The organism is Mucilaginibacter sp. 22184, from assembly GCF_052045695.1.
Taxonomy (GTDB): domain Bacteria; phylum Bacteroidota; class Bacteroidia; order Sphingobacteriales; family Sphingobacteriaceae; genus Mucilaginibacter.
Genome location: NZ_JBQEPI010000010.1, coordinates 134,718 through 149,167 on the forward strand (window position 1 = coordinate 134,718; position 14,450 = coordinate 149,167).

Here is a 14,450-nt window from a genome sequence, read left to right on the forward strand (position 1 = left end):
CAATTTCAAAATAAATGTTCAACATGTATAAAATAGTTTTAGGGTCATTTTTAATTATAGGTCTCTTGACAATGTTTTCATGCGCTTCTAAAAAGCAAATTAAGTATTTCGATGATCTTTCAGATACGGCCAGAACCGTTAATATATCTAAAGTTAATTATGTAGAACCATTGATTCAGATTGATGATATACTTAACGTAACTATCCTGACATTAGATCCTAACGCTACTCAGATAATTAATGCGGGTAACCTGGCTCTTGCCGGTAGCGCCCCTGTTGGTAGTAGTAATAGTGCAGCTATTCAAACCTCAAATGGATATCTGGTTAACAAAGATGGTGTTATAGATTTACCGATACTTGGTAAAATAAAAGTGGTAGGATTAACAACATCGCAGGCGCGCGAAGCGATCGAGACGAAAACAAAAGCGTTCTTTAAAGATCCTTCTGTATCGGTGAGAATTACAAATTTTAAAATAACGATTGCCGGTGAGGTTGCCAGACCCGCAACTTACATTGTTCCTAATGAAAAGGTAACTATACTTGATGCCTTGGGTATGGCAGGAGATTTAACAATATATGGAAAACGGGAAAACGTTTTATTGATAAGGATGAATCAGGATGGATCGAAAGAAGCGCATCGCCTGGATTTATCCAAGAGCGCGGTATTAAATTCGCCCTATTACTACCTCAAACAAAATGACTACCTGTATGTTGAACCGGCTAAAACAAAGATAGCCGCCTCTGATGCCGCATCATTAAGAACTATAACAATTATAGGCTCGTTCCTTTCTTTCATCGCTATCATCATTACCCGGATTAAGTAATAAATATGAATCAAGCTTCTAGTAACCAAAATTTATCTTCAAAAGAAGGTGTTGATTTAAAATCAATAATAGCCAAAGTCAGACGTAGATGGTATTTGTTTTTAATAAGTATAGCACTTTGTTTATTTACTGCTTTTTTTTATCTAAAATATACAGCGCCATCCTATAAAATATTCAGTAAAGTTCTTGTTGAAGATAATAAATCCAATTCGCTGTCTTCTTCAAGTGGTTCAAATGGAATGGTTGACCTGTCTTCATTGCTTGATACAAAAAGTAATGCCGATAATGAAATACAGATTTTACAATCACGAAGCTTGATGAAGCAAGTAGTGGATCAACTAAAGCTTAATCAAATTATTTATAAACAGGGAACGTTAAGTAAGAAGGAATTATATGATGAAGCTCCGTTTGATTTGACCGTTATCAGCAAAAAGGATACAATCATAAGCCGGGAATTTGAACTGGTTATTCTTAAGAATAATAAATTTAGAATAATAAACAGTGATGAGGATATTGATATGAACGAGGTATCATTTGGTACCGTTATCAAACTCAGTCAGTATGACCTGGTATTTAGTGAAAATAAGAATAAACTTATACCCGGAGCTAAGTATAAAGTAAATATTGTTTCAAAGGATTCGAAAATTGAAAGCTTATCTAAAAACTTCAAAGCAGAATTATCAGATAAAAAGGTTACAACCATAGATTTATCATTAAAGTATCCTAATCCTAAAAAAGGAGAGGTTATACTTCAAACATTGATGAATTTATATCTAAAAGAAAACCTGGAAAATAAAATAAGCATAGCAGACAGCACATTAGTTTTTATAAATGACAGGCTTAATATTGTTGGAAAAGAATTGGGCGGTGTTGAAGGTCAGTTGGAGAAGTTTAAAATAAATAATAACATAGCTGATATTGATGGTCAATCACAAGCGTTGATATCGAGCTCTGTAGATTATGTTGATAAATTGAATACTGTAAATGCTCAATTGGGGGTTTTAGATCAGGTTGAAATCTATATTAAAAGCTCCGATTTAAAGAAAAGCTTACCAAGTTCATTAAGTATCCAGGATCCGGTTTTTGCTTACTCTCTCCAGGCTTACAATACACTTCTTATTGATCGGGACAAGCAAAGCTTATCTTATACTAATGATAACCCCTATATAAAGAATCTGGACCTCCAGATTGATAATGCAAGGGCAAATCTTTTAAAGAGTTTCTATACCTATAAAAAAGGCCTGGAACTTAATAAGCAGCAATTGGTAGCTCAGAATAATAATTTCAAAGGGCAGATCAAAACTGTTCCAGGAAAAGAGCGGATATTTTTAGATTACTCAAGACAACAGACGGTTAAGCAGCAATTATACTTATATCTGTTACAAAAAAGAGAAGAGACCGCTATTTCCAAAACATCAACAATTTCAACAACCAGGATTATTGATAATGCTAAAAGCGAGTTTGCTCCGTCAGAGCCTAACAGAAATAATATTTATATTATAGGCTTTGTGATCGGATTGCTTATTCCGTTCTTAATCATCAGCATTCAGGAGCTGCTCAACGTTAAGATCATTTCAAAGGCAGATATTTTAAAAGAAAGTGATATTTCAATTTTAGCCGAAATTAGTCATAATACCTCGGGCGATTCCATTGTGGTGGCTGCCAGTTCCAGATCGGTAATTTCTGAGCAGTTCCGGAGTTTGCGTACCAACTTGCAGTTTTTGTTAGCTTCTAATAAGCCTAATGTAATAATTATAACCTCCAGCATGAGTGGGGAAGGTAAATCATTCATTAGTTTGAATCTGGGTTTATCATTAGCATTAATGGGAAAGAAGGTATTATTTATGGAGCTGGATTTGCGGAAACCAAAACTATCGAGTAGCGTTGGTATGGATAATCAATTGGGCTTTACCAATTATATTATAGGTGAGCAAACCGATGTGAGTAGCATAATTAAACCATTGTGGATGCATGAAAACTGCTATCTGATATCTTCGGGGCCTATTCCGCCTAACCCTTCTGAATTACTTCTTAATGAAAAGGTGGATGCAATGATGACCGAATTGAAAGAGCAGTTTGATTATATAATTATGGATACGGCGCCTATCGGGTTAGTTTCTGATGCCCTGATCGTTGAAAAGTATGCAGACTCTGTGATGTACATTGTTAGACAGAACTATACATTTAAATCGCAACTGGGTATTGTAAACGAGTTAAAGAGTACCGGTAAAATCAGAAAGCCATATTTAGTTGTAAACGATATTAAAGCTAATGATGGCGGTTATCAAGGCTATGGCTACGGATATGGTTATGGCTACGGAAATTATAGCGAGGAAGTAGAAACCAGTTGGTTTAGCAAGCTATTTAAAAAGTGATATGTGAATTAAATTAAAATTATTTCAGAAAAATCATTTTTTTGTGAACAAATTTTCAGTGAATTTGTCTGATTGTTAAGAATATTTTAATTATAATTGTGAATGTAATGAATAGAAATTTAACAATATTTTAGGTTTAATTATGATTACTTACACATTAAAAGTTGTAGAAGTCAGAAAGGAAACAATTGATACTGTTACTATTTGTTTTAAACAACCGGGCCTAAAGAAAATTAAATATCTTTCTGGCCAGTATTTAACATTAATTTTTAGAATAAACGGCCGTAGATATATACGCCCTTATTCTTTTTCTTCTGCCCCAGGTGTTGACCCTAATATTGAAGTTACAGTGAAAAGGGTGCCCGGAGGAATAATATCAAACCATATTAATGATCGGGTAGCAGTTGGTGACATCGTAGAGGTAATGGAACCATTGGGAGACTTTACTTTGAGTAAAATACCAGATTTGCCCGAGACGCATTTAGTATTATGGGGAGCTGGCAGTGGTATAACACCGCTTTTATCAATAGCTAAATTTGCACTGTATAATAAGGTTTGTGATCATATTACATTGGTATATGGTAACAAGAACTCTGAAAGCGTGATTTTCTCTGATCAGATTGAAATGCTCCAGGCAACATTTAAAAATCTTTCAGTATTTCATTTTCATTCACAGCTTGTTATAAGCGCCAATAATCCTGAGATTATTGAAGGGAGGATAAACCCCAAAAAGGTTTTATCAATCATGAAACAGGAGAAGCCAAAGGATAAAACAATACATTATATATGTGGCCCTGTTGGACTTAAGGAATCTGTAAAGGCCCAGTTGTCTGTTTTGCAAATACCGGAAGAAAATATTTATACAGAAGACTTTGAAATAGTAAAGGATCCTAAGGAATTTGAATCAATAACAACACAGAATGTAGAGGTTGTTTTTGAGGATACTACTTATAACGTTGAAGTGGTAAAAGGCAAAAGCATTCTTGAAGCAGGACTTGATTCTTTATTGGATCTTACTTATTCCTGTCAAACCGGGAACTGCCTGGTATGCAAAGCTAAATTACTATCGGGTGAAGCGAAAATGATTGGAGCATCGAAGAAAGACGAACTGTCTGAAGATGAATATTTGCTTTGTTGCAGCTATCCGGTAAGTAGTAACGTAAAAGTTTTGGTTACAAATTAAACAAATAAAAATCGATACATGAAAGTTGTATTATTAGCCGGTGGCTTAGGCACCAGATTATCTGAAGAAACTGTCCTGAAACCTAAACCCATGGTTGAAATAGGGGGAATGCCAATTCTATGGCATATCATGAAAATCTATTCGAGTCATGGATTTAATGATTTTATTGTTTGCCTTGGTTATAAAGGCTACGTCATTAAAGAGTATTTTGCTAATTACTTTCTTCACAAATCAGACGTTACTATTGATTTATCTGATAATTCAATCAAAGTTCATGATTCGCAGGCTGAACCCTGGAAAATTACATTGGTTGATACTGGTAATGAGTCAATGACGGGCGGAAGGATTAAAAGAATACAACCTTTTGTCGGCGACTCTCCGTTTATGCTTACATATGGTGATGGTGTTTGTGATGTAGACGTTAAGGCTTTGGTGAAATACCATGAAGAACACGGCAAATCATGTACGGTGACATCAGTTCAGCCATCAGGAAGATTTGGTGCTTTAAACATCCTCGAAGACTCTACAGTGCATTCATTTATGGAGAAACCAAAAGGGGATGGAGCCTGGATCAATGGGGGATTTTTTGTTTGCCAGCCCGATGTATTTAATTATATAAAAGAAGGCGACAGTACGGTTTGGGAGCAACAACCAATGGAACAAATCGCAAATGCCGGTCAGATGAATGCCTATAAACATACAGGTTTTTGGAGACCAATGGATACATTGAAAGATAAACAGGATCTAAACACAATGTGGGATACAAATAGCGCCCCCTGGAAAATTTGGTAGTTATGTATAATAAATTAGTTTCGGCATATAAAGGGAAAAAGATCTTTTTAACCGGGCATACCGGTTTTAAAGGGTCGTGGTTGCTCAAAACATTAACTATATTGGGAGCTGATGTAAAGGGCTACGCCCTGGCTCCCGAAAATGAGGAAAATTTATATAATTTAATACAAGGCGATAAACTATGTGAATCTGTAATAGCAGATTTAAGGGATAAAGAGAAGTTGGTAAGTAGTATTAAAGAGTTCGAGCCTGATTTTATTTTTCATCTTGCAGCGCAGCCCCTGGTTAGGTTATCATATGAATTCCCGGCAGAAACTTTTGAGATCAATGCAATTGGTACGGCTAACCTGTTAGAAGGTGTAAGGGCCTTAAATAAGCCATGTAACATCATTCTAATAACAACGGATAAAGTATATCATAATAATGAATGGGTATATCCTTATCGCGAGAATGACAGGTTAGGAGGATACGATCCATACAGTGCAAGTAAGGCCTGTGCCGAACTGGTAATAAATTCTTATCAAAAATCGTTTTTTAATATTAATAATTATCACGAACACCAGAAGGCTATTGCGGTAGGCCGGGCTGGTAATGTTATAGGTGGAGGCGATTGGTCAAAAGATCGTTTAATACCAGACATTGCAAGAGCGCTGGGGAATAATAAAAAGATAACTGTCAGAAACCCTGTCTCTGTAAGACCCTGGCAGCATGTATTAGAGCCATTGGTTGGATATTTATTATTAGGCGAAAAGTTATTGGCTGATGCCATTAAATATGCCGAACCGTACAATTTTGGCCCTTACGGAGAGGATGCCTTGCCCGTAAAAGCGATGGTTGAACTCGCCATTGAAATATGGGGTAAAGGCGAATATGAAGTACCGCAGTTGTCTAATCAACCACATGAGGCGGGTTTATTAAAGCTGGATATCAGCAAAGCTATAGACCAACTCGGTTGGAAACCGCAATTAAATGCAAAAAAGGCAGTTGAATATACAATTGATTGGTATAAAAGCTTTTTTGAAGATAAGGCAGGTATGGATAAATATACCGAAAAACAAATAACAGGTTTTTTAAATTTAAATTAATGACAACCAACAGTATCATCAACGAAGATTTAGAAAACATATATAAGGCAGATATAAATTGGTCGCGATTTGCTGGTAAAACTGTATTAATTACAGGTGCCAATGGATTTTTGCCCGCGTATTTGGTGGAAACTCTTCTGTATGTTGGTGATCGTTTCGTGGATAAAAAAGTTAAAGTAATTGGCCTGGTACGGAATATTGAGAGGGCCAAAAAAAGGTTTGCAGACTATCTATCAAATAGCAACCTGATATTTATTGAGCAGGATGTTGTAGAAGAAATCCGGCTGGATACAAATGTTGACTTTATTATACATGCGGCCAGCCAGGCAAGCCCTAAGTATTACGGCACCGATCCGGTTGGTACACTGAATGCAAATGTGCTGGGAACCAGTAATCTGCTAAATTTGGCTAAAGATCACAAAGTAGAGTCTTTTTTGTTTTTTAGTTCAAGTGAAGTATACGGATCATTAACAAATGACCAAATGCCGGTAAATGAAGATCACTATGGCTATCTAAATCCATTAGTAGTAAGATCATGCTATGCAGAAAGTAAGCGAATGGGTGAAAATATGTGTGCAAGCTATTCTCATCAATACCAGGTAAACACCAAAATAATTCGACCATTTCACACTTATGGGCCAGGAATGGATCTTAACGATGGTCGGGTGTTTGTTGATTTTGTTGCCGACGTTTTAAAAGGGGAAAATATAGTTATTAAAAGTGATGGGACAGCTAAAAGAGCCTATTGCTATATAACTGATGCCATAATAGCCTATTTTAAAGTATTACTTAACGGCAAAAATGGAGAGGCCTATAACGTAGGTAACCCATATAATGAACATAGTGTAAGTGAACTTGCAAATATTATGGTATCGCTATTTGAGGGCGAACCTTTAAAGGTTATTATGGAAAACAAAAGTAATGGTTCATACTTACCATCACAGGTTAGCCGTATTGTACCAGACATTAATAAGTTAAAAGACCTTGGTTGGGAACCAAAAGTTTCCGCAAAAGAAGGCTTTTACCGAACAGTAACGAGTTATAAAAACATTTACAATGAAAGCATCTGATTACATAGCCAAATTTTTGGAGCAAAAGGGGGTTAAATATGTTTTTGAGCTCTCAGGCGGGATGATAACCCACCTGCTTGATTCACTAAATCAAAAAACAGCTATTAATATTGTAACAATGCACCACGAACAGGCTGCGGCATTCGCTGCCGATGCTTATGGACGCGTTACAGGAATACCCGGTGTTGCCTTAGCTACCAGTGGTCCTGGTGCCACAAACCTGATCACAGGAATTGGAAGTTGTTACTTTGATTCAACTCCGGCGGTTTTTATAACCGGGCAGGTTAATCGCCATGAACAAAAGGGTGATAGGAATATCAGACAATTGGGTTTCCAGGAAACGGATATTATTTCGATGGTGAAGCCCATTACTAAAGCATGTTATAAGGTTGAACACCAGGACGATTTGCCTTTGATTTTGGAAGAGGCATTTGCAATAGCTGTAGAAGGGCGCCCCGGTCCGGTTTTGATTGACATTCCCATGGATGTTCAAAGATCAGCAATCACTGTTCCTGCACCTAATTTAGATCCAATTGTGCCGCTAACACCCTCAGCTGAAGTTTTAGAAGAAATTGTTGCTGATATTCATAATGCTCAGCGTCCGTTGCTTTTGGTAGGCAGGGGAGTAAGATCGGCATTTGCAATAGATGCGATGAAAGCATTTATTGAAAAAACAAATGTTCCTGTTATAACCACCCTTTTAGCGGTTGATGCCATAGAATTTACACACCCGTCACGAGTGGGTTTTATTGGTAGTTATGGCAACAGGTGGGCGAATGTTGCCTTTGGCGAATGCGATCTGCTTATTGTAGTAGGTAGCCGTCTTGATATCAGGCAAACAGGCGCCGACACTAAATTTTTTGAAAATCGTAAGATTTATCATATTGATTGCGAACCGGGTGAAATTAACAACCGGGTTAAAGGCTGTGTACCCGTAGTTGCAGATGCAAAGAAGTTCCTGGAGAACTTTAATGAATTTACAATTACAGAAGAGTTTGTTAAGCCTGTACTATGGTATAATTACATTAATGAACTAAGGACGCAATGGCCAGATACAAAAGAGCTTGCGCCCAATGGTATAAATCCTAATGTGTTTATGCACAGTTTGTCAAAAAATTCACCTTTGGCAAAATGTTATATTGCGGATGTCGGAAGTCACCAGATGTGGACAGCACAGTCAATTGAATTAGCTGAGGATCAGTTATTTTTAACCTCGGCTGGTATGGGAGCCATGGGTTACGCTTTACCCGCTGGTATCGGTGCAAGTTTTGCCCTGGATAGGCAGCCGGTAGTAACCATTATAGGCGATGGTTGTATGCAAATTAACATACAGGAGTTGCAAACTATATCAAGAAATAAACTCCCGGTAAAGGTGATCATCATGAATAACAAAAATCTGGGCATGATTCGTCAGTTTCAGGATAGTTATTTTGAATCAAGGTATCAGTCAACATATTGGGGATATAGCGCGCCGGATTTTGAAAAAGTAGCAAAGGCATACGAAATAAACAGCATAACCATTTCAAAGGAAGAGGAGATTGAGGATGCAGTGAAGTGGATGTGGAATGATACGAATAAAGATGCTCCTGTTCTACTCCAGATCATGATAGATCCTTATACCAATACGTATCCAAAAATAGCGTTTGGCAAACCGATAACAGAGATGGAGCCATTTGCTAAACCTATTGAAATGGAAAGCACCTAATTAATCACAGTAAAAAATCAGTAAAAAATAGCAATAATACCCATGTTAAAAAATATAACGGATCCCGAACTTGAAAAAAGTCTTAGAGAGATAGCTCGAAAGAAAACTACTCAGATTATAGTTCCTGGTCAAAATTATATACCTGTTACAGGTAAGGTCTTAAATGAGGAGGATATATTATTAGGCGTTGATGCTACGCTTGACGGATGGCTAACGGCAGGTCGTTTTGCTAATGATTTTGAGTATAAGTTCGCTCAATATTTCGGAGCCAACAAAGCACTTTTAGTAAACTCAGGATCCTCTGCAAATTTAGTGGCTTTTTATACCTTAACATCCCCTAAATTGGGCGATAGGGCAATTAAACCTGGCGATGAAGTAATCACTGTAGCCGCAGGTTTTCCAACCACTGTTAACCCAATTGTGCAATTTGGCGCAATCCCTGTTTTTGTTGATGTTGATGTGGCAACCCACAATGTAAAGGCAGAACTTATTGAATCGGCTGTGTCACCAAAAACGAAAGCTATAATGATCGCACATTCCTTAGGTAATCCATTCAATTTGGATGAGGTAATGCGGGTGGCTAAAAAATATAATCTTTGGGTTGTTGAAGATGATTGCGACTCCTTAGGCGCTACTTACAGGGGCCAAAAAACCGGAACATTTGGAGATATTGCCACTTTTTCATTTTATCCGGCGCATCATATTACCATGGGCGAGGGCGGTGCCGTTTTAATTAATAATGCAGAACTGGCTAAGCTAGCAGAAAGCTTTAGGGATTGGGGCAGAGACTGTTATTGCGAGCCTGGAAAAGATAATACCTGCGGATGTAGGTTTTCGCAGCAATTAGGCTCATTACCATACGGATACGATCATAAATATACTTATTCTCATATCGGTTTCAATTTAAAGGTTACAGATATGCAGGCCGCTTTTGGCGTTTCGCAATTAAATAAGGTTGATGAGTTTGTTGCAAAACGCCGTCAGAATTACAAACTGCTTTATGACAGAATGAAGGAGTTTGAAGAAATATTTATTCTTCCTGAGCCTACAGAACATAGCGATCCATCCTGGTTTGGCTTTTTATTAACTTTAAGAGAAGGGGATGCTGCCGACAGGCATATGCTGGTTCAGCACCTTGAAGAAAACAAAATAGGAACACGTTTATTATTTGCAGGTAACTTATTGAGGCAGCCTGCCTATGCAAATGTTGAGCACAGAGTAGTAGGGGATCTAACCAATACCGATATTATCATGAACCAATCTTTTTGGTTAGGTGTTTGGCCCGGTCTGAATGAAACTCATTACGACTATATTGCTAAAGTCATCAGGGATTATATCAATTCTTAACTTACCCGCTTATTTATGTTAATTGTTGCAAGTTACCTTGCAACAATTAACAATTTAAGTAAATAATCGCGTCTGCAATCACATAATTTATCAAATGTTAAGCATCTTAATTCCAACGTATAACCGTAGCGAGTTCTTATTGAAAAATTTGAATATTTTATTTGATATCATTAAGAAGGCCGGGTTTTCAGATGAAATTACCATTATAATATCCAATAACGGTTCGCCGGACGACACCCAGGAAGTAATTGAAAACTTTAGCAAAACCCATGATTTAAATATCGTTGCTTATGAGCAAAAGGAGAATCTGGGTGTTAAGACCAATGTTTTATTTTTATTGGAAAAGTGTACGGATGAGTATGTAATGTTTTTAGGTGATGATGATTATATCAGCTATGAATACCTTACTGAATGTATGGATATACTTCGCCGGGATAAATCTACGTATGCAATTATCCCTAATTTTGTACCCGTTTCAGTAAATGATGAAATATTAGGCCCTCCAAGAGATAAAATGGATCAAATAAAGTGCTTTGAGCCGGGTTTTAAGACGCTGCTAATCAATTCATTTAAAGGCCACCAATTAAGTGGATTAACCCTGAAAAGGGAGGGACTGCGAGAAGTTTATTTAGAACATAAAGTAGATAACCTTTATCAGTTTATTTATTTTGCAAGTATCTGGTGTTTAAAAGGTACTGTATACAATTTAAGTAACCTCCCGGTTAAAGTAACACAGCCTGTGAAAAAAAAGGATTGGGGCTACGGAGATGATGGGTCAGTGAATGAAATATTCGACAATTACAAAAAACTTCCGGTAAACTATTTTCAGCGTTTTGCATTGGAATTATATTTTATGCATAAAAACCTGATAAGGTTAACAATGTATAAATCACAAGGGACGGCTAAATATCTTAAGGCCTTTTATAAAATTTCCTTTGCTAAGAATGCAACTACGCTGTTTTCAATTGTTTACCCTTTCTACGTTCCTGCGAGGTGGGCAATAAGTTCGCTAAAAAGAGTTATCAAGTAATATTAAATTATAGTAAGATTTATTTTCAGATCAGACAATATATCTCATGAATAATAAATTTTATGTATAAACAATGAGCTTTAAAAAAAATCTATTTAAAAATATATTGGTTTCTGGGGGGTATACTTATCTCTCACAGTTAATAAATTTTGCTTCATCAATTATAGTTTCAAGAATATTAACTCCAGCAAACTATGGCTTGATGGGATTAATAACTGTGTTCACCGGATTTATCTTAATCTTCTCTGATGGCGGACTTTCTTATGCCCTGATCAGGAGTGATTATGGAAGAACTTATCAGCGCATTTTAACAAATTTATCGTGGATATTAGGATCGGTATTATTCCTGATAACCGTGATCATGGCTTACCCGATATCACTTTTTTATAAAAACAGTCAGCTGTTTTGGCCCACAATCGTATTATCAACAACGTTTTTAATACGTGGTTTAAGTTTAGCTCAGGGAGCATTATTAGCTAAACAATTGAAGTTTGGTTTTATTGGTAAGGTAACGCTGATATGTATGGTGATCTCGGTGATCATAACTGTTATACTGGCTTATCTGGGTGCCGCATATTGGTCTTTGGTAATACCGCAAATTTTTACCGCTATTATAACTGCTATATATTATGAAAGGGAGGTGAAACTGGGCTTTAAAATATTTCCTTTAAGCTATATAAAAGTAGGGTTTAAACACACTAAAAGATTAATTGGGAGTGTGATTGGTTTTAATACCATTAACTACTGGTCAAGAAATACCGACAATATGCTTGTTGGTAAAATGTATGGCGCTGCAGATCTAGGTATTTATAATAGAGCTTATTCCTTATTAATTTTACCATTGAGTTTAATTACAGGTTTGTTTAATACCATACTCTTCCCAAGTATGAAAAAACTACAAACCGAAGGAGGAGATATAGAATCTGAATATTACTTTGTATTGCGGGTAATAACCTTCCTGAGCTATCCTTTGGTAATTATATTTATATTATTTCCGCACCAGTTAGTTTTGTTATTATGGGGTAAAAACTGGCTCCAGGTAGCTGTACTGTTACCCTATTTTGGATTGTTGATATTTACCCAAACGTTATCATCAACATGCGGATCTTTATTGATATTATATAAAAAGGAACGCGAATTTATGATATCAGGGTGGGTAGGAGCCTTTTTCCTCATCAGTGCAATTGTAATAGGTGCATTTATTTCACTAAAAGCAATCGCGCAGTTTTACTCAATTTCTTTTTTCTTATTTGTATTGAGTTTCACCGTTTATTACACATTTGTTTATAGTCTTAAATTCAATAAAGCCAGAGTATGGGGATTTTGGATGCCCAAGATATTGTTTTCCACTTTAATATGGCTTTCGCTTTATTTTGATGTTTTGTTGATGAAACAGGTGCTACTTGGATTATTGACCGCATACTTATTTTTTGACTGCAGGAAGGAAATAGGGAAAATTATATTGCTAATAAAGAAGAGGATATGAATTTAGCACCCATCGTATTATTTGTTTATAACAGACCGGTACATACGCAAAAAACGCTCGAGGCTTTGTCAAATAATGAATTGGCAGATAAAAGCACGTTATACATATATGCGGATGGCCCCAAAGCGGATGCCACAGATTCCCAACTAAAAAAAATCGACGAAACAAGGAATATCATTCGAGCAAGGAAGTGGTGTAAGGAAGTAATTATAATAGAATCTCAAAGTAATAATGGTTTGGCTAATTCCATAGTTAAAGGAGTAACTGACGTTGTTAATAAGCATGGGAAGATCATAGTTTTAGAGGATGATTTGATCACTTCTGTAGGATTTCTGAAATATATGAATGATGCTTTAACCCTTTATGAGCCCGAGAGCAAAGTAATGCATGTGAGTGGGTATATATACCCTGTTAAAACGAAAGATCAAGGTAATGAAACCTTTTTTTTAAATATTTTATCTTGCTGGGGTTGGGGGACCTGGGCGAGGGCGTGGAAGCACTATGACCATGATACCAACGTACACTTGGAGCGCCTGAATTCAAAAAAGAAGATCAAGGATTTTAACATCCAGGGACATGCCGATTATTATTACCAATTGATTTTAAACAGAGATGGTAAATTATATACCTGGGCGGTTAAATGGTATGCATCGTGGTTATTTGCAGGGGGATATTCATTGTTTCCTTATAAATCGTTAACCCTTAATAATGGATTTGATGATACCGGTACTAATTCAAAAAGTGAATCGGGATTCTATTCAGCCCCGACAGATTATATTGAAGTAACTAAAACAGATCTTAAAGAAGATTTATATTATAAAAAACAAGTAGATAATTTTTACGCTAAAACAATTCCGCATTATAAAATTAAATTCATTCTGCTTTTAAAAAAATACAATATTTACTCAACTTTAAAAAAACTCGTTAAATGATAGTTAACAGAATTAAGAAGCTGCTCTCATTTTTTTTAAATATTCTTTACTATGGAAATAGTAAAGTAAATACCCGGGTTGGTAAGTCTGTAAAATTATATTCAATATATAAGTTATATAATGTTGAAGTAGGCGATTATACCTACATCGCACCTAATTCCAATATCACTGATACAGTTATTGGTAAATTTTGCTCTATTGGTCCTAATTTAGTTTGTGGTTTGGGTATCCATCCTACAAATGGTATATCAACGGCCCCAATGTTCTATTCCGCCTATAAACAAAACGGGATAACTTTGTGTAAGGAGGACAAGATTACAGAAAATTTACCCGTAAACATTGGTAATGATGTATTTATAGGTGCCAATGTTACCATATTGGGAGGTGTTACAATAGGAGATGGAGCTGTTATTGGCGCTGGTGCCGTGGTAAGTAAAAATATTCCGCCATATGCAATTGCCGTTGGAACGCCGATAAAAGTCGTTAAATACCGATTTGATGAGGATAAGATAAAGGCATTATTGAAAATTAAGTGGTGGGACTGGGAAGAAGATAAACTACCTTTGATTGAAAAATACATATTCAATACGGATGATTTTTTAAAACTATATAACTAATTAC

12 protein-coding genes are annotated in these 14,450 nt (G+C 36.2%); all 12 read left to right on the forward strand.

All coding sequences use genetic code 11. The annotated features are described in order from the left end of the window. Positions 1-23 precede the first annotated feature (23 nt). The 12 genes from ACTJKG_RS22000 (at position 24) to ACTJKG_RS22055 (ending at position 14,446) form a co-directional block, all read left to right on the forward strand. Positions 24-824 (forward strand): polysaccharide biosynthesis/export family protein, encoded by an 801-nt coding sequence (locus tag ACTJKG_RS22000; protein WP_172336436.1) that lies wholly within the window; start codon positions 24-26, stop codon positions 822-824. A 5-nt stretch (positions 825-829) separates the two neighbouring features. Further along, positions 830-3,199, forward strand: a complete 2,370-nt coding sequence (locus tag ACTJKG_RS22005; protein WP_440740424.1) for a GumC family protein — start codon at positions 830-832, stop codon at positions 3,197-3,199. Positions 3,200-3,341: 142 nt separating this feature from the next. Further along, a complete protein-coding gene (locus tag ACTJKG_RS22010) occupies positions 3,342-4,382 on the forward strand; it encodes a ferredoxin--NADP reductase (protein ID WP_172336434.1) in 1,041 nt (346 codons plus the stop codon). An 18-nt stretch (positions 4,383-4,400) separates the two neighbouring features. Next, on the forward strand, positions 4,401-5,174 hold the full coding sequence (gene rfbF / locus ACTJKG_RS22015; RefSeq protein ID WP_172336433.1) for a glucose-1-phosphate cytidylyltransferase: 774 nt from the start codon (positions 4,401-4,403) through the stop codon (positions 5,172-5,174). A 2-nt stretch (positions 5,175-5,176) separates the two neighbouring features. Beyond that, positions 5,177-6,259 carry a CDP-glucose 4,6-dehydratase gene (rfbG, locus tag ACTJKG_RS22020; protein ID WP_172336432.1) on the forward strand — a complete coding sequence of 361 codons (1,083 nt, stop codon included), beginning with the start codon at positions 5,177-5,179 and terminating at the stop codon, positions 6,257-6,259. Further along, entirely contained in the window at positions 6,259-7,329 is a 1,071-nt protein-coding gene (locus tag ACTJKG_RS22025) for an NAD-dependent epimerase/dehydratase family protein (protein WP_172336431.1), read from the forward strand. The genes rfbG and ACTJKG_RS22025 overlap by 1 nt, the downstream gene beginning before the upstream one ends. Continuing rightward, complete coding sequence (locus ACTJKG_RS22030) at positions 7,316-9,034, forward strand: thiamine pyrophosphate-binding protein (RefSeq protein WP_440740425.1); 1,719 nt, start codon at positions 7,316-7,318, stop codon at positions 9,032-9,034. Before ACTJKG_RS22025 ends, ACTJKG_RS22030 begins: the two co-directional genes overlap by 14 nt. Before the next feature lie 42 nt (positions 9,035-9,076). Next, the gene (rfbH, locus tag ACTJKG_RS22035; RefSeq protein ID WP_172336429.1) at positions 9,077-10,381 is read left to right on the forward strand and encodes a lipopolysaccharide biosynthesis protein RfbH; all 1,305 of its coding nucleotides are present in this window, start codon (positions 9,077-9,079) and stop codon (positions 10,379-10,381) included. Between the two features lie 94 nt (positions 10,382-10,475). Further along, on the forward strand, positions 10,476-11,411 hold the full coding sequence (locus ACTJKG_RS22040; protein ID WP_172336428.1) for a glycosyltransferase family 2 protein: 936 nt from the start codon (positions 10,476-10,478) through the stop codon (positions 11,409-11,411). Between the two features lie 73 nt (positions 11,412-11,484). Further along, positions 11,485-12,897, forward strand: a complete 1,413-nt coding sequence (locus tag ACTJKG_RS22045; protein ID WP_440740426.1) for an oligosaccharide flippase family protein — start codon at positions 11,485-11,487, stop codon at positions 12,895-12,897. A gap of 65 nt (positions 12,898-12,962) precedes the next feature. After that, positions 12,963-13,829: a sugar transferase gene (locus ACTJKG_RS22050; protein ID WP_253952263.1), complete on the forward strand. Its 867-nt coding sequence runs from the start codon at positions 12,963-12,965 to the stop codon at positions 13,827-13,829. Further along, on the forward strand, positions 13,826-14,446 hold the full coding sequence (locus ACTJKG_RS22055) for a CatB-related O-acetyltransferase (RefSeq protein WP_440740427.1): 621 nt from the start codon (positions 13,826-13,828) through the stop codon (positions 14,444-14,446). The genes ACTJKG_RS22050 and ACTJKG_RS22055 overlap by 4 nt, the downstream gene beginning before the upstream one ends. Positions 14,447-14,450: the final 4 nt, after the last annotated feature.